The sequence below is a fragment of the Bariatricus sp. HCP28S3_D3 genome (genome assembly GCF_052065755.1).
In the GTDB taxonomy this organism is placed as follows: domain Bacteria; phylum Bacillota; class Clostridia; order Lachnospirales; family Lachnospiraceae; genus Allocoprococcus.
On record NZ_JBQHTK010000046.1, the window covers coordinates 1 to 17,032 of the forward strand.

Annotated in this window: 16 protein-coding genes, 1 tRNA gene and 1 pseudogene; 13 read left to right on the forward strand and 5 right to left on the reverse strand. The window is 38.3% G+C overall.

The annotated features are described in order from the left end of the window. The first annotated feature begins 315 nt into the window (after nucleotides 1-315). Entirely contained in the window at nucleotides 316-465 is a 150-nt protein-coding gene (locus ACTNB3_RS16625; protein ID WP_441027006.1) for a hypothetical protein, read from the forward strand. On the opposite strand, the gene ACTNB3_RS16630 is transcribed toward ACTNB3_RS16625, so the two are convergent. The 3 genes and pseudogenes from ACTNB3_RS16630 to ACTNB3_RS16640 form a co-directional block, all read right to left on the reverse strand. Next, entirely contained in the window at nucleotides 462-1,280 is an 819-nt protein-coding gene (locus ACTNB3_RS16630) for a hypothetical protein (RefSeq protein ID WP_427820749.1), read from the reverse strand. The genes ACTNB3_RS16625 and ACTNB3_RS16630 overlap by 4 nt on opposite strands. A 2-nt stretch (nucleotides 1,281-1,282) precedes the next feature. Beyond that, a complete protein-coding gene (locus ACTNB3_RS16635; RefSeq protein ID WP_427820748.1) occupies nucleotides 1,283-1,813 on the reverse strand; it encodes an RNA polymerase sigma factor in 531 nt (176 codons plus the stop codon). 465 nt (nucleotides 1,814-2,278) lie between these two features. After that, nucleotides 2,279-3,666, reverse strand: a pseudogene (locus ACTNB3_RS16640) (IS6 family transposase). A 200-nt stretch (nucleotides 3,667-3,866) separates the two neighbouring features. Here ACTNB3_RS16640 and ACTNB3_RS16645 point away from each other — a divergent pair. From ACTNB3_RS16645 to ACTNB3_RS16665, 5 genes are all read left to right on the forward strand, one after another. Next, entirely contained in the window at nucleotides 3,867-4,355 is a 489-nt protein-coding gene (locus ACTNB3_RS16645) for a hypothetical protein (protein WP_441027008.1), read from the forward strand. Nucleotides 4,356-4,494: 139 nt separating this feature from the next. Next, nucleotides 4,495-5,232 (forward strand): GNAT family N-acetyltransferase, encoded by a 738-nt coding sequence (locus tag ACTNB3_RS16650; protein WP_441027010.1) that lies wholly within the window; start codon nucleotides 4,495-4,497, stop codon nucleotides 5,230-5,232. Nucleotides 5,233-5,265: 33 nt separating this feature from the next. Next, entirely contained in the window at nucleotides 5,266-5,628 is a 363-nt protein-coding gene (locus tag ACTNB3_RS16655) for a VOC family protein (protein ID WP_427820743.1), read from the forward strand. A gap of 132 nt (nucleotides 5,629-5,760) precedes the next feature. Continuing rightward, nucleotides 5,761-6,441 (forward strand): ABC transporter ATP-binding protein, encoded by a 681-nt coding sequence (locus ACTNB3_RS16660; protein WP_427807318.1) that lies wholly within the window; start codon nucleotides 5,761-5,763, stop codon nucleotides 6,439-6,441. Next, nucleotides 6,441-9,026, forward strand: coding sequence for an ABC transporter permease (locus ACTNB3_RS16665; RefSeq protein WP_441027013.1), 2,586 nt, complete (start codon nucleotides 6,441-6,443; stop codon nucleotides 9,024-9,026). Before ACTNB3_RS16660 ends, ACTNB3_RS16665 begins: the two co-directional genes overlap by 1 nt. Before the next feature lie 86 nt (nucleotides 9,027-9,112). On the opposite strand, the gene ACTNB3_RS16670 is transcribed toward ACTNB3_RS16665, so the two are convergent. Both ACTNB3_RS16670 and ACTNB3_RS16675 read right to left on the reverse strand, forming a co-directional pair. Beyond that, nucleotides 9,113-10,492 (reverse strand): aldehyde dehydrogenase, encoded by a 1,380-nt coding sequence (locus tag ACTNB3_RS16670; RefSeq protein ID WP_441027015.1) that lies wholly within the window; start codon nucleotides 10,490-10,492, stop codon nucleotides 9,113-9,115. Nucleotides 10,493-10,506: 14 nt separating this feature from the next. Beyond that, nucleotides 10,507-11,718 (reverse strand): iron-containing alcohol dehydrogenase, encoded by a 1,212-nt coding sequence (locus tag ACTNB3_RS16675; protein WP_441027017.1) that lies wholly within the window; start codon nucleotides 11,716-11,718, stop codon nucleotides 10,507-10,509. A gap of 214 nt (nucleotides 11,719-11,932) precedes the next feature. Here ACTNB3_RS16675 and ACTNB3_RS16680 point away from each other — a divergent pair, with 214 nt between their 5' ends. The 7 genes from ACTNB3_RS16680 (at nucleotide 11,933) to ACTNB3_RS16710 (ending at nucleotide 16,802) form a co-directional block, all read left to right on the forward strand. Then, nucleotides 11,933-12,385 carry a DUF2975 domain-containing protein gene (locus tag ACTNB3_RS16680; RefSeq protein ID WP_427807325.1) on the forward strand — a complete coding sequence of 151 codons (453 nt, stop codon included), beginning with the start codon at nucleotides 11,933-11,935 and terminating at the stop codon, nucleotides 12,383-12,385. A gap of 13 nt (nucleotides 12,386-12,398) precedes the next feature. Further along, a complete protein-coding gene (locus ACTNB3_RS16685) occupies nucleotides 12,399-12,623 on the forward strand; it encodes a helix-turn-helix domain-containing protein (protein WP_441027019.1) in 225 nt (74 codons plus the stop codon). A 38-nt stretch (nucleotides 12,624-12,661) separates the two neighbouring features. Next, on the forward strand, nucleotides 12,662-14,176 hold the full coding sequence (locus ACTNB3_RS16690; protein ID WP_441027021.1) for a DUF4153 domain-containing protein: 1,515 nt from the start codon (nucleotides 12,662-12,664) through the stop codon (nucleotides 14,174-14,176). 92 nt (nucleotides 14,177-14,268) lie between these two features. Beyond that, nucleotides 14,269-15,111, forward strand: a complete 843-nt coding sequence (locus ACTNB3_RS16695; protein ID WP_427807332.1) for a fumarate hydratase — start codon at nucleotides 14,269-14,271, stop codon at nucleotides 15,109-15,111. Between the two features lie 20 nt (nucleotides 15,112-15,131). Next, nucleotides 15,132-15,743: a Fe-S-containing hydro-lyase gene (locus ACTNB3_RS16700; RefSeq protein ID WP_441027023.1), complete on the forward strand. Its 612-nt coding sequence runs from the start codon at nucleotides 15,132-15,134 to the stop codon at nucleotides 15,741-15,743. 5 nt (nucleotides 15,744-15,748) lie between these two features. Beyond that, nucleotides 15,749-16,462: a lysophospholipid acyltransferase family protein gene (locus ACTNB3_RS16705; RefSeq protein ID WP_427820735.1), complete on the forward strand. Its 714-nt coding sequence runs from the start codon at nucleotides 15,749-15,751 to the stop codon at nucleotides 16,460-16,462. A gap of 252 nt (nucleotides 16,463-16,714) precedes the next feature. Further along, nucleotides 16,715-16,802, forward strand: a tRNA-Ser gene (locus ACTNB3_RS16710). Nucleotides 16,803-17,032 lie beyond the last annotated feature (230 nt).

Sequence of the window (17,032 nt, forward strand, 5' to 3'; positions counted from 1 at the left end):
CTATCATCTGGAAAAGCTTCCTCGTGGAAAACAAAGAGGAAGGTTCTTTTTCGGAAGTAAAATCGCAGCGTTGAATTTTCGAAAACTCTTTCACTATGTGAAAGGGTCTTCAAACTATGCAGAAAATCCTCTATTGGCATAAGAATATGGGAAGGGTATAGTTACAATCGACACCAAATATACCGAAAACTACGGTAGAAACTTATAAATTAAATAGCAACAAAAAGCAAAAAAGGGACGTTCGATGACAGGGCTTTTGACCCCAGCATCTTGACACGAGCAGCGCCCTTTGGCTTGGAAGGAGAAACGTTTATCTTGAAAGAAGATAAGACTCCCACCTCTATAGGTGGTGAGTTGCGACAAGTTATTCTTGGCGGGAGTCCAATCTTTTTCCAAGATAAAGCCTCGCAGCAAGTACGCCTCGGCGTACTTGAAGAGAAGTGTGACTATGGACTTGTCCCCTAGTCGCTTGTACCTTGGCCACTGATTATTGAAATTGTTCCTTCATGAAAACTGATTGTACTGGGGCTGGCACTAAGTATTCCAAGATTATAATAGCAATCTTCTGTGATTGTGTAATGATAGGAAACCTTGTTTGCGTTGAAAATTTCCATATCTTCTTTAAGTTCGCCGTCAATAATAGGTAAAATACAAAAAATAGATGTTGAATGTCCATAAGTTGGATAAAGTTCGGCTTCAAAGTTGATAATGTCACCTTTTTTTAATTTCCATCCTATGCTGTCAGTAGTAGTAAATACAACAAGTGCATTATTCATCATTATTACTTCCGGAGATAAAAATTGATTATCTTTTTCGGATGTTGGAAAAATGTTTACGGAATTAGGTCCTAATACGTCACCTTCAATGGATTTAACAATATCATTTTCAGGTAATTTGTAAATGGGAGGGTGTTTTAAGTAATTTTCATATTCTTCTGAGGTCGTCACAAATGCATCAGTCCATACTTCTTTTCCAATTAATTCCCGATTATCATTTGTTATTTCTTCGGCACCGCCCTCCTGCCATAATTTCCAATAAGGTTTTGCGATAACAGTGCCGGATATCAATAATGCAGCTGCAATAGAAATGATAATTAATTTTTTTGGAGTGAGTTTTTTCCTTCGCGTCTGAGAATTATTTAATGTATTGATTTTATCGAATACCATTTTTTTTGTATTTTCCGCAGTAAAAATATCATCAAAATCATCAGGAAGATTATCATTTGGCAAAATATCAACACATTCATCTTCTACAAGATCGAATATTTCATAATAGTTCATATTTACTCTCCTTTCTCTAATAATTCTTTTAAATGTATTTTTCCAGTTCGTAATCTTGTTTTCACAGTAGATTCAGGTAGAAGTTCTTCATCTGAAATTTCTTTGATTGTTTTGCATTGGTAATAATATTTGATCAAAACTATTTGTTCTGAACGTTTTAACTGCCGTATGCAACTGATCACCCAGTCTTTCGTATGAATTTTTTCGATTTCATTTTCATCAGTATTTAGTATTTCATCCATTAACGGAAGTGTCTGTTTGTATGCACGTAATTTAGATTTTGCAGCATTTTTTGCAATGGTTGCCAGATAATTTTTTAAATCGGAAAAGGTATCAAGGTCTACTTTATGTATATTTTTCCAAAGAAGAAAAAATGTATCACTTACAACTTCCTGAATATCCTCATTTCCCATCACTCCATTTAAGATATTGAAAACGATAACGGTAACATAACGATTGTATTTATCAATTAATAATTCGAGTGATTTATGATCTCCTTTTTGAATTTGATTTATAATAGTACGGTCATCCATCCTATCTCTCCTTTCGTATTGACTGGGTAATAAGTATTTTACATGTATTTATGAATATATACGATTATTTTTTTAGAAAGTTTCAAAAAAAAATAGATATGTTTAAAACTTTTTACGAGTTGCATTCGTATATAAGGTTATATAAAAAAGGTAGTGTCAAGTAATCTATGAAAAACTGAGCCGAAAATAAGAGGCTCAAACGAACCTTAAAAATTGCAAATATATAAGACGGAAGACCCGCCGAAGGCTTAGGGCGCTGCCCTAAGAACTTGCAAGGAACCGGTCCCTTGATCCAATTCAGGATCTGCCCGGACCTATCCTCGCCGGAAGGCAGAAAAGGGCGTACTTACCCATTTCTGCTAAACAGGATAATACGTGAACCTTATGTCAAGAGGTTTTCACGGCATATCCTCGCACTTCATGCTCCAGTATTCCACGATCCTCCTGACAACGGTTCCGCTCCATTTACGCATTTTTCTGTTTCTGGAGATTCAGGATTGTCTGTTGGCAAAGGAAGAACAGCATCTGCCATTTTCTGGGCATGTTGTGAGCGACTTCCAGCATTTCTACTGTGTTCAGGACTTTATAGTTGTTGTGTTTGTGGGGATGCAGAAAGTTATAGTATTCAACCCACAGAGCAAGGTCATAGTTGGCACCGTCGATGTTGTCAAATCTGTTTGTTTTTCGGTAGGACGCTTTATAGGTTCGGTTCAGCTGCTCGATCATCTGCCTGAATGGACGGGACTCTTTGGAAACCGCATCGTCGTTGGTAAGTCCAATCACCTAGGTAATGCTGAACTTGAAGGCATCTCCAAATTCATGAAAGAAATGCTGGGCAGCCAGAGGATAGGCACTGTAACCGTCTGCGATAAAGCGGAAGTTTTTTGGAAGCTCTTTGAAATGTCTAAAAGCCATACGCATTGCCATGATACAGGGATTGACGCCGCGTTTGTCAGAGACCTGATAACCGATGATGGAGCGTTTTGCAAGATCCATAATGAACCAGATATAAGTTTTTGATACCACTAATCTTGATATAGGCTTCATCAGCAGTGAAAGTGCTGTCGGCATGATAGTCATAGTTGTCCACGAAAGGTTTTACACAGATAGCAGCAGTTTTATAGTAGTTGGCGATCTGCTGGTGTGAGATCCGGATGTTATAAAGATCCTTCAAAGCCTGGGAGATTTTCCGCAGGGAGAGCCCGAGGTTAACGTGAAGAGTCAGGCACAGTGACATCACGTGGAAATAGAACTTGTTGAACTTCAGGGAAGAAGCGTTCTTCGGGAAAAAATCCAGATACATCTTAAAGAAATCCCCGGTGAATTCACGGTAGAGGTAGTGGAGGTTGTATTCGTTCTTGCCATAAGTTTTTTCAAGATGTTCCTTAGCTACTTTTTTTGAGAGTGTGGAGATAGTAAGGGCATTTGGGATTCACACATTTGTGGACGATAAAGTCTTTTCGGTCCTTTTTATGTACCAGAGCATTTCCAAAGTGTGGGCAGCGTAACGTATACTCTTTGGAGAAACGGTTATCATCCGGTGAAAAGTTTGTGTCGAAGACTTTGCATTTGATTTGGCCTTTTCTGCCGTTGTTGCGGTAGAGATAAGGTTGATTACAACAGGGACACTTGCATTCCTCTGGGATATCACATTCTTTGCGGCGTGAGACGGGTTTGAGTTTCTTGTGATACTTGAATTCATAGTAGGAAATCAGGAGATCCCAGTCCCAGTTGTTGTGGTGGATTTACATTTTAGGAAGTTGGTCTGTTTTGAGTTTCGGGTACTTTGGGGAGTGGGAATCATCAAAGGTCCACTGTTTAGGTGGAATATATTTGCAGATAATAGTAATCAGCCAGCAATTTTGCTCGAGGACATTATACCAGAAAAAAGGAAGTCAATGCTCTTTTTATTTGCATGCTTCTTATAAAATCAAGGTTTTTATTGAATTTTGGAACAAAAAAACAGGTAGTATTTGACACTACCTAAAAAAGAATGTAAAAAGTCAAAAATAAGATAATTAAAAAAGACATTTTAAGAAAGCAGTGATATATCATGAAAAATAACATTATTAAAATAATTATTTTATTATTATCACTTTCCATAATACCAGGGTGTTCAAAGGGGGATGATAATACCGTAAGTGAAGCGGCAGAAAAAGTTGTGGATGCGATGTTTACAGCACCAAATCCAAAACTGTTCACCAGCGAAACCGCAACTGTCATAGGAGAAGGAATAAGTGAAAAGGAGCAGTCGGAACAGAAAGAAGAAATAGAGAAAAATTGGGAAGACTTATTGGGAAAGTACTTTGAAATGGGCAGATTAGAATATTTTATTTCAACGTATGGACAACAATTCCTATTTGAGGCAGATAGTGAAGAAAAAGAAATATATGTTAAAGAAATTGAGTTAGTAGATCAAACAGATACTTCTGAAACTGTGCTTGTAAAATATATGGATGGAGAGAAAGAAAAAGAAGAAAAAATTTATTTTCAATATGATCAGGATGGACTGATTCGGGATGTATATCCGCTTAGAAATTAGTTTGTGTTGATGGAGGGAAGAATCCTCTGAAATGGAAAAAGGTAAAAACTTTCTGTTTCAGAGGATTTGATTTTTTAGAGGGTAAATCTATTATTTTTATGATATACTGTAGCTATATATTCTACAGGAGTGAGAAAAAATGAAAATAAAAGAAATATTCGGCAAATGGGACGAAACAATTATATGGTCTTGCCTACAGGAAATCATGGGAGAAATCTATACCAATCCTCCGGAAAATGATGCGGCACTGGCAATATTAGGAGATTTTGCATTCTACGCCGGAAAACCGGATGAAAAATTACTTCGATTAAAACCAAAAAACTGCAATCAGGATTTTATCATCATGGTTCCGCAGAATGAAAAATGGGCAGAACTGATTGAGAAATGTTATGGAAAAAACGCCAGGAAAGTTACAAGATATGCAATCAAAAAAGAGAAGGATATTTTTGATAAAAGTAAATTGGAACAAGCGATATTGCAATTACCAGAGGAATATGAATTGAAGTTGTTAGAACAAGAAGAGTATGAATTATGCCGGAAAAATAAGTGGGCTAATGATCTAGTATCTCAGTTTCAAGATTATCCTGCATACAAGGAACTGGGGCTTGGAGTAGTCGCTCTAAAAGATGGTGAGCTGGTAGCCGGGGCCTCGTCTTATAGCAGATACAAGGATGGAATTGAAATTGAAATTGATACGAGGGAAGATCACAGAAGAAAAGGTCTGGCTTATGCATGTGGGGCAAAACTGATTCTGGAATGTTTGAAGAGAGGATTGTATCCCAGTTGGGATGCTCAGAATAAGTGGTCGGTAGGATTGGCTGAGAAACTGGGATATCATTTTAGCCATGAATATACGGCTTATGAAGTGAAATGGTAAGAGAACAAGCATAGTTTTTGGAGGAGAATGAAGATGAAATTAAAAAATATACTGATTGTTGTGAAAGATATTGAAAAATCGAAAGAATTCTATCACAAGTTGTTTGGTCTTGAAACGATCCTTGACAACGACGGAAATATGATTTTGACGGAGGGGTTAGTCCTTCAGGAAGAATCAATCTGGAAGAAATTCACGGGGAAAGATGTTATTCCGGAAAATAATGCGTGTGAATTATATTTCGAAGAGAAAAATATTGAAGCTTTTATTGAGAAACTCGAAAAATATGATCCGTCCGTAAAATATGTGAATCGATTAATGACACATTCATGGGGACAAAAGGTAATCCGGTTTTATGATCCGGATGGAAATCTGATCGAAGTTGGGACACCGATGTAAGACGTAAATATTTTTTCGAACCTAAAGTGACAAAATTGTCATCCACGAGTCATGGAGCAGTCATCTGACTTCGTTATACTAAGAATCAGAAAAAGAAAAATGACATTACATGACGAAGGAGGAGTATAAAATATGGAAATCTTAAGGGTAGAAAACCTGACAAAAGTATATGGCGAGGGAAGCAATCAGGTGAAAGCCTTGGACAATGTTTCCTTTACTGTGGACAAAGGCGAATTTGTCGCGGTCGTCGGTGCATCCGGATCCGGAAAATCAACGCTGATCCATTTGATCGGCGGTGTGGACAAACCGGACGGCGGAAAGGTTATCGTAGGCGGAACGGATGTTTATGCGCAGAAAGAAGAAGAACTTGCCATTTTCCGGCGCAGGCAGATCGGACTGATTTATCAGTTTTATAATCTGATTCCGGTTCTGACTGTAGAAGAAAATATGACGCTTCCGGTTCTGATGGATGGAAGAAAAGTAAACGAAGAACGTCTGGAGGAACTTCTGGACTTGTTAAAACTAAAGAAAAGGAGGAAGCATCTGCCAAATCAGCTTTCCGGAGGACAGCAACAGAGAGTTTCGGTGGGAAGAGCGCTGATGAATGCGCCGACACTGGTTCTTGCTGACGAGCCGACAGGAAATCTGGATTCTGAGAACAGCAAAGAAATCATGAAGCTTCTCAGATATTCGAACAGAACCTACGACCAGACATTGATCGTGATTACTCATGATGAAAATATTGCGCTGCAGGCAGACCGGATCATTTCGCTGGAAGATGGACGAATCGTGAGAGATGAGGTGATTCGCTAATGAATATTTTCGCAAAAATCACCTTTCAGACGATGAAACAGAATAAAGTGCGGACGATTGTATCAATCATAGGTGTCATTCTTGCGACTTCTATGGTGACGGGAGTTCTCGTATTTGGAGGCAGTATTCAGAATTATATGCTGGAGCGCGGAAAGCGGGAAAATGGAGAATGGCATCTTTACGAAGAAGCGCTTACGAAAGAAGAATATGAAGAGACTGCAAAATATGATGATGTCAAGAAATGTGTTTCTATAAGGGAACTGGGATATGGAGATGTTTCTTTTCTGAGGCAGAAAAACATACAAAAGATCGCCAATTATCTGTATATGCAGACGATGAATCCGGAAGCCGCAGAGCTTCTGGGAGTGAAGTTGTCGGAGGGGCGCTTGCCGGAAAATGAGAATGAAATCATCCTTCAGGAAGAAACGATTACCATGACTAGTACTCAGACCGGAGAACAGTACCGTGTGGTTGATGTAGGAGATACGATCACAGTTACGGTAGGCGACTGGATCATCGACGGAGAAAAGATAACCGGAAATCCTTGGATCGAATATCAGGAACAGGAGGATAAATACGAAAATTTTGCTCCGAAATATGAGAGAACATATACAATTGTAGGTATCCTGGAGTCTTGGGGAAACAGCAATATGGGCGGCGGAGGTATGGATGCATTTACCGGGGATATCCTTTCAAAGAAACATCAGGAAGAAGATAAAGAGGCGCCTTATAACACGTATGTACAGCTGAAAAATCCGCGAAATATCCAGAATTTTATCGAGACAAAAGGAAAAGGAACAAGCTGGAACTCAAATGAAGCAGTTTTAAAATGGATCGGAGCTTCCAGAAACAGTGCATACATGACATTTTTAGATGGTATCATGCAGATCTTGATCTTCATCATTGGAATCGGATCCATTTCACTGATCTATAATACATTTGCCATCTCGCTAAGAGAGAGAACCACACAATTTGGCATCTTGTCTTCAGTCGGCGCGACAAATAAGCAGCTGAAAAAAGCCATGTGGTACGAAGCAGCTTCGGTGGCGGTCATAGGAATTCCATTCGGTATCCTTGCCGGTGTAGGAGGAATCGCTGTAACACTTCACTATATTGGTCCGTGGCTTGGAGGATGGATTCACGGTGACGAAGAAACAATCAGGTTACATGTGTATCCATACATCATTCCAATGACGATTCTGATCGTATTTATTCTGGTATGCCTTTCCGTCTGGGGACCTGTCAGAAGAATACGTAAGATTACACCAATGCAGGCAATTCGCGCGACAAAAGATATAAAAATACGTTCCAAGAAAGTAAAAAGTCCGAAATATATTTTTAAACTGTTTGGAGTAGAAGGGATGCTTGCAGATAAAAATTACAAACGCGATCGGAAAAAATACAGAGCGACCGTATTTTCACTTACCATCAGCATTATCTTATTTGTGTCCGCGTCCCTGCTTTCAGAATATCTCATTTCAACCGGAGCATTTGTAATGAAAATGCCGGAATACGAGATCCTTTATACCAGTAGAGATTATAAAATGGATGAAATGGAAGAATCTGAAGCAGAAAACAAAAAAATAGAACAAGTTTTAGACGAGATAGAAGGAGTAGAGCGATATAAGGAATATAAAGATCAATTTATTTATTTTGATGTAGAAGAGGCAAGAGTCTGGTGCAATCTGATCTTTATCCCGGACGATGAATTTGTAAAATATACATATGGCAATAATCCGGTATATTACGATAAATATGTAAAATATGATACAGAAAAAGGAAAATATGTAGAAAAAGAATTCTTTGACGGAAAAGAAAATCTGACACTCCGATATTATAGAGAGCAAGTAATCCCAACAGAAAACGGAGAATATAACACAAAAATTTCCGAAGAAAAAGAAATCATTCTGAGTCATTCCATTGAAAATCTTCCGAATTATCTATTCGATTCTCAGGAAATCGGATATGGAAATGTCATCATTCTGGTTCCGGAAAGCAGGATGGAAGAGTACCTGTTCAAGGATGATTTGTTTAATTCGGTTGAATCCAATATTGCAATCAAAGCAACACAGTACAATTCGGTCTATCAGGAACTGGAGAAAAAAATGACAAATGAAGAACTGTTGGAAAATGGCTATCTGTCATGTGCGGCGAAAGATTATGAAAAAGACAGAGGAATGCTTCTCTCTGTAAAGGTACTGACTTATGGATTTATTGTATTGATATCCCTGATCGCAGCAGCAAATGTGTTTAACACGATATCAACCAACGTTATGCTGAGAAAACGAGAATTTGCAATGCTTCAGTCTATGGGAATGTCCCGGAAGATGCTTCATAAAATGATGAATTATGAGTGCCTCATCTACGGGTTCAAGTCCATCAGTTATGGAGTTATCGGATCGCTATTGATTAGTGTACTACTGTTTGGCAATATCGCCAGAAGTGCACAAATTCAGTTTGTATATCCATGGAAACCTTTGTTTGTCGCAATTATCTGGGTTATGATCGTAGTGTTCTGCAGTATGCTGTACAGTATACAGAAGATTAAGAAACAGAATGTGATAGAAGAACTGAAAAGAGAATAAAAGCATGTGGCTGGTTTAGAATATTTAAAATCTAAGCCAGCCATTTTAAAAATTAAAAATCATGTATACCTAAATTGTTTAACATATTATTTCAAAAACATATGAATCAATTTCTTATTAAGAGAGCTATAAGGCTGATATCGCATAGGCAGATCCAGCCATGTCTTTTTATCTACAATACTCTTATAATGTGAGAACGTCCGGAATCCGTCCCGTCCGTGGTAAGATCCCATTCCGCTTTCTCCGAATCCGCCGAATCCCATTTCACTGGTAGCAAGATGAATGATCGTATCGTTGATGCATCCACCGCCGAATCCGCATTCGGAAGTTACTTTTCCGGCAACAGCTTTGCTGTTGGTGAAAATATATAGTGCAAGCGGGTGTGCCATTGAGTTGATTTTACGGATCGCTGCATCCAAAGAATCGTATGTCAGAACCGGAAGGACCGGTCCGAAGATTTCTTCCTGCATTACAGCATCGTCAAAGGTTACATGATCCATCAAAGTAGGTTCGATTTTTAACGTATCAGCGTCTGATCCGCCGCCGCAGACAACTTTCGCCGGATCAATCAGTCCGCAGATCCGGTCAAAATGTTTCTGGTTGATGATTTTTCCGTAATGATCATTATGCAGAGCATCGGTTGTAAACTGCTTTTCAATCTGCAGTTTTATTTCTTCAATCAGGCGATCTTTGATTTCTTTGTCGCAGAAAATATAGTCCGGTGCCACGCAGGTCTGCCCGCAGTTCAGGTATTTTCCAAATACGATTCTTTTTGCGGCAAGCTTTAAGTTGGCGCTTTTTTCTACGATACAAGGACTTTTACCGCCAAGTTCCAGCGTAACCGGTGTGAGATGGGAAGAAGCACATTTCATGACTTCTTTGCCGACTGTCTGGCTTCCGGTAAAGAAAATGTAATCAAAATGTTCGTTCAGAAGACAGGTATTTTCAGCTCGTCCTCCGGTCACTAACGCAACATATTCTTTGTCGAAGCATTCTTCAATCAGTTTTTTCATAATTTCGCTTGTGTTAGGGGAATAGGCGCTCGGTTTTACAACAGCGGTATTTCCGGCGGCGATGGCATCTACAAGAGGATCGATCGTCAATAAAAACGGATAATTCCAGGGACTCATGATCAGCACAACACCGTATGGAGACGGCTTCTTAAAACTGCGGGAATGAAAATGCGCGAGCGGAGTGAGAACTGTTTTCTCTTTGGAAAATTTGCGGATATGTTTCAACATATAGCTGATTTCACTCAAAACAAGCCCTGTTTCGCACATGTAGCTTTCAAATGCGCTCTTTCCCAAATCCTTTTTTATTGCATCGTTGATTTCGTTTTCATATTTCAAAATGCAGGACTGCAGCTTTTTCAAAGCCTGTATTCTGTAATCTACATCGAGTACAGCTCCGGTGTAGAAAAATTTACGCTGTGTTTCAACGATTTCTCTGATTTCATGTTCCGTCATGAAAATTCTCCTTCCTACTGTTCAGATTGTTGCATCAATTGATAATAAAATGTTTCAAGTTCTTTGGCGTCCATCAGTACCGGAACCGGATAAAGTGGATTTGCCTCCTTATCGGCATAGTGAGCGAGCTTTGGAATATCTTCTTCCCGAATCGATTCAATGGTATCTCCGATTTCAAATCGCTTTTTCATTTCTTTGACTGCAAGAATAAATGCTTTCGCTGCCGTTTCATGTGGTGTATTTTTATCTGCCAGTCCGGCAGCGATTGCAAGTTTGTGGAGCTTTTTGTAAATCGTGGAACCATAGGCTTCCAAAACAAGCGGAAGAATCACTGCATTTGCCAGTCCGTGCGGCACGTTGTATTCCCCTCCAAGAGAATGGGCAACAGCATGAACGTAACCTACATAGGATTTGGTAAATGCACATCCGGCATAGAAAGAAGCGTGAAGCATTTTCTTACGGGCTTCCTCATTTTTTCCATCTGTATAAACCGTGTCAATATTTTCAAAAATAAGTTCGACTGCTTTCAGGGCATCCATACGGGTTTCGTAAGTTGTTGAATTCCCGATATATGCTTCTACTGCGTGTGTAAGTGCATCCATACCGGTGGTTGCGGTGATAAAAGGAGGAAGACTTAAGGTTACCTTTGGGTCAAGTATAGCATATCTGGGAATCAAAGGAAAATCATTGATTGCATATTTATGTCTTGTCTCGGCATCGGTGATCACTGCGGCAAGCGTAGTTTCACTTCCGGTTCCGGCTGTAGTGGGAACTGCAATTAGAAGAGGAATTCTTTTGTGTACTTTCAGAATGCCTTTCATTTTGGCAAGAGACTGTTTCGGTTTTGCAATCTTGGCACCTACTGCTTTGGCACAGTCCATACTTGACCCACCTCCAAAACCTATGATGGCATTACAATTATTGGAAAGAAATAAATCCATTGCTTCAGCAACATTCTTTGTAGTGGGATTAGCCACGGTTTTATCATAAATCGTATATTTAATATTATTTTCGGAAAGTACTTTTTCAAGACGCTTCGTGAGGCCAAGCTTCATGATTCCTTCATCGGTAATAATAAGTACATGGTTATACTTGCGTTTCAGCAGAATCTCAGGTAAAGCTTTGACACTTCCAAGAATTTTAGGCTTTCTATACGGAAGAAATGGAAGTGCAGTTCGAAAAACTGTTTGAAAAGAACGGCAATAGAGCTTTCTTAGTGTGTTCATAATGATAATCCTTTCTTATATTTTATATATAAAATAGTTTTATAGTCAAACAAAATTAATATAACAGCCTGCTGCGAATTTGTCAATTATCAAAAACACCATTCAAAAAACAATAAAAAAATATCGAAAATCAATAAAAATATATTGTAATTCAAAATAATGTGGAATATAATGACAGAAACAGGAAATAGAAAATATACTGGAGGTATAATCAATGAAGTATGAACGAATTAAAAAGCTGACGAAATTGATTCTGGACATTATGTTTTTTACAGGAATTATTGTTCTGCTCACGCTGCCAATATGGCTCAGATTTGCCGGAACACATTATTCAAAAGACATAGAAATCCATTATTTGGCAATGCTGATCGTGTTTGCAGTATCTGGTTTAAACGGACTTTTAATCGTAAATGAATTGCGAAAAATGATGAAGACAGTTCTGGAAGCGAATTGCTTCGTGGAAGATAATGTAAAAAGTCTTAGGAGAATGGCAAGGTACAGCCTGGTAATTTCTATTTTCTTTTTTATCAAAGTATTATTGGTTCCAACTCCTGCAACTTTGATTATCATTCTTGTGTTTTTTATTGCAGCACTGTTCAGTGTGGTACTTTCCTGCGTATTTCAGGAAGCAGTCAATTACAAAGATGAAAATGATCTGACAATCTAGGGAGGTGTATCTTGTGGCAATCGTAATTAATCTGGATGTCATGATGGCTAAACGTAAAATGGGACTCACCGAGCTTTCAAAAGAAGTGGATGTCACCATGGCGAATTTATCTATTTTAAAAAATAATAAAGCAAAAGCAATACGCTTTACCACACTAGAAGCAATTTGCAGGGTTTTGGACTGCCAGCCTGGGGATATTCTGGAATACGTACCGGATGAAGATGCAGCCTCAGAATAAATATAAATGTATTAAAATTGTAAGGAAGGAGAATCTTTATGTATGAAATATGTATCAAAGACAATTACCGGTATTTTACAGTAGTCAGTATTTTTTATGGAATCGTATTTGCATTCTGCATGTATAAGAATTTATTCGGATGGACTTTTTTACTTTATGCAATTACAACAGTTATAGTTATTAATAAGTTTCTTAAGAAAGCTAATCTGGTTCACAAAAAAGAAACAAAATTTATTTACATTGGAGTAATATTATGTGGAGTGTCTACATGCCTGACAGCAAATATGTTGATACAGTTTTTAAACTGGTGTTGCATGCTTGTACTTCTTATGAGTTTGATGATCAACCAGATGAATGAAGAAAGAAATGATAAAATACTGGAATATATCAATAAAATGATAAGGATACCTTTTGCGACAATAGGAAATATTTTTCTTCCGCTGAAAAATACGAAAGAAATCATCAATAGCAGCAAAAAAGAAAGAACAGTGGATAAAGAAAAATGGAAACCAATCATTCTGGGAGGCGGTATGGCAATTGGCGTGCTGTTTGTGGTAGTACCTCTTCTTGCCGGTTCGGATATTGTATTTAATAGAATCATTAAAAGTGCGTTTTCATGGATGAATTTTGAAGGATTTAATTCATTGATCGAGATGTTCAATACTTTATTTGGAGTTTTAATTACATTTATGGCAGGATTTTTACTGATCTATGCATTTTTTTATGCATCATGTCGTGTTAATTCAAATAAAGAAACAGAGAAGAAAGATAAGCAATACAAGTCTTTAACAGGAATTGTATTTACGAGTATAATTGCATCTGTTTATTTATTATACTCTATGATTCAGATTCGATATCTGTTTTTGAAGGCAGGTCTTCCGGAAGGAATATCGTATTCCGAATATGCGCACGCCGGATTCTGGCAACTTGTTCTGGTTGTAATGATCAATGTCAGTATGGTGATTTTGTGTTCAGAACTGTATGAGAAAAATAAATGGCTTAATTATATGATTACCATCATTTCTCTTTGCACTTATGTAATGATGCTGTCAGCAGCATATCGTATGAAGCTATATATTGATGTGTACCATTTGACATTTTTGAGACTTTGCGTGCTGTGGTTTATTGCGGCGCTTGCCATCGTAATGGCGGGAGTGATAATTAGTATTTACAAAAAAGATTTTCGGCTTGTCAACTATATGATTGCTGTCAGCGCAGTGAGTTATCTGATATTCTCTTTTTCACAGCCGGATTACTGGATTGCAAAATATAATGTGAGTCATATCGAGCAGCTTACATGTGCCGATCTTGAGTACATGATGTGTAACTTATCCCTCGATGTGGCACCGATTATTGCAGAAATTGACCCGAAAGAGGTATCATCTGATGATGGAGACGGATGCATATATTATTATGGAAATGCTCAGGAAAATTCTGCTGAGATTATGATGAAGAATTATTTTCAGGAAGTGTCGCAGCGGTGTGGGAAAATCGGTTTTCGGCAGGCAAACTTTTCCAAAATCCGTGCAAAACAGATTGCAGGTTCCTTTTGATGGTGTATAATTATTCTATATGCAGTTAATGTCGAATAATAGACGGAAAGAAATGCTGGCATAAAAAGGATACCGGAAGGAGAAAGACATTTATGCGTACAATAAATGTAGAAGAAATTACAAAGAATGTAAAAGAAATGTGTATCGAGGCAAACCATTTTCTGTCAAAAGATATGGATTGTGCAATGAAAAATGCAGCTTCCACTGAAAAATCACCTCTTGGAAAGCAAATTCTGAATCAATTGCAGGATAACCTGCAGATTGCAGCAGAAGACATGATTCCGATCTGTCAGGATACCGGAATGGCAGTTATATTTATCGAAGTCGGACAGGAAGTTCATTTCGAAGGTGGTATGCTGGAAGATGCCATAAACGAAGGAATCCGTCAGGGATATGTGGAGGGATATCTTCGAAAATCAGTAGTGAAGGATCCGATCATCCGCGAGAATACAAAAGATAATACACCTGGAATCATTCACTATAAGATAGTGGAAGGTGATCAAGTTAAGATTAAAGTCGCTCCGAAAGGCTTCGGAAGTGAGAATATGAGCCGTGTATTTATGCTGAAGCCGGCAGACGGAATCGAAGGTGTGAAAGATGCCGTCCTGACTGCGGTGAAAGATGCGGGGCCAAATGCCTGTCCGCCGATGGTGGTAGGTGTCGGAATCGGAGGGACTTTTGAAAAATGTGCATTAATGGCCAAAGAAGCTTTAACCAGAGAAGTAGGAAGTCATTCAGAAATTCCATATGTAAAGGATCTTGAAGAGGAACTTCTGGAGAAAATCAATAAATTAGGAATCGGTCCCGGCGGTCTGGGAGGATCCACAACAGCACTTGCAGTAAATATAAATACTTATCCGACCCATATTGCCGGACTGCCTGTCGGAATCAATATTTGTTGCCATGTCAACCGGCATGTGATCCGTACGATATAAAGAAAGTCGTAGCAGCAAGTATGAAATGTACAGTGCAGCGAATAGAGAAAGATAAGGAAGAAAGTGAGGAACAAACAGATATGGATCAACATATTACAGCACCGATTTCAAAAGAAGAAGCAAAGTCCCTTAAAGCAGGCGATTACGTATATATAACCGGAACGATTTACACGGCAAGAGATGCGGCACATAAAAGAATGGACGAAACTCTCTCAAGAGGTGAGATGCTCCCGGTCAATATTGAAAATCAGATGATCTATTATATGGGACCGTCTCCTGCCAGAGAAGGACGCCCGATCGGATCGGCAGGACCGACAACGGCCAGTAGAATGGATAAATATGCACCAAGACTGCTTGATCTGGGGCTTGGCGCAATGATCGGAAAAGGCAAGAGAAGTCAGGCGGTTATTGATGCAATTATTAGAAATAAATCTGTTTACTTTGCGGCAGTTGGAGGAGCCGGTGCGCTACTCTCAAAATGCATCAAAAAATCAGAGATTGTTGCCTATGATGATCTTGGAACAGAAGCAATCAGAAAGCTTGAAGTGGAGAATTTGCCGGTAATCGTTGTGATTGATTGTGAAGGAAATAATCTTTATGAAACAGCAATCAAAGAATATTGTGAGGAATAGTACAGATGAAAAGAATTTTATTGATGGTATTTCGGAATATCATTCTGGTGCCGTTTATGTGGTGTAAGCTGTGCTATTATGCTTCACATGCGGATAAAATTCCAGAAGAGAAAAGATATAAGTTTCTTCAATATATAGTAGCAAGAGCAAATAAAGGAGGAAATGTGACCATAGAACCGCATGGACAGGAGAATATCCCAAAGGAAGGCGGCTTTATGTTGTTTCCCAATCATCAAGGACTCTATGACGTACTGGCTATTGTTGATGTATGTCCAAGACCGCTTTCTGCAGTCATCAAAAAAGAAGCTGCAGGAGTTCCGTTTTTAAAGCAGTGTGTAGCTATAATGAAAGCATTTTCGATTGACCGTGAAGATATCAGGCAGTCTATGCAGGTAATTTCAAATGTAACAAAAGAAGTGCAGAGCGGAAGAAATTATATTATATTTGCTGAGGGTACCAGATCGAAGATGGGAAATAAACTTTTGGATTTTAAAGGGGGAAGTTTTAAAGCAGCCACAAAAGCAAAATGTCCGATTGTGCCGGTTGCTTTGATTGATTCGTTCAAACCTTTTGATACAAGCAGCATAGAACCGGTAACAGTCCAGGTGCATTTCCTGAAACCGATGCTTTATGATGAATATAAAGATATGAAAACAGTAGAAATTGCGGCTGAGGTAAAGCATAGGATTGAAGAGACAATAGAAAAGTACGAAAAATAATGATGGAGCAGCAGGGAAATTTACGGACGAAGTAAAATCCCTGCTTTTCATTATTTGACGTTTCTTATCAATAAAAAATAGAGAAGTATACTTATAAAATCACAAATATATATAGAAGAAAAAAGTTTTTGAAAAAGATTAAAAAAACTGTTGACATAATACGACTTGTTATGTATAATAACTAATGCGCTGTGATGTTACAAGTTAAAAATGTGTAATGAAACAGTAAATATAGAATAAAATTCAGGCTAAGGAGAAATACTCAAGAGGCTGAAGAGGCGCCCCTGCTAAGGGTGTAGGTCGGGTGACCGGCGCGAGGGTTCAAATCCCTCTTTCTCCGTTTTCTTTTGAAAACACCGATTTAAAAAATAAAAAAATTCAAAAAAAGGTGTTGACAAATGAAAAGAAACATGATATTCTATTAAAGCTGTCGCGAACGACAGCGAACAACAAAGAACGTTGATAACTAAACAATAGACAACAACCCTGAAAATTCTTTAAGAGATTTTTCAAGAACGGTTGAATCGACAGATTTAACAAACCTAAAAACAGTAAGAAGGAACAGAATTG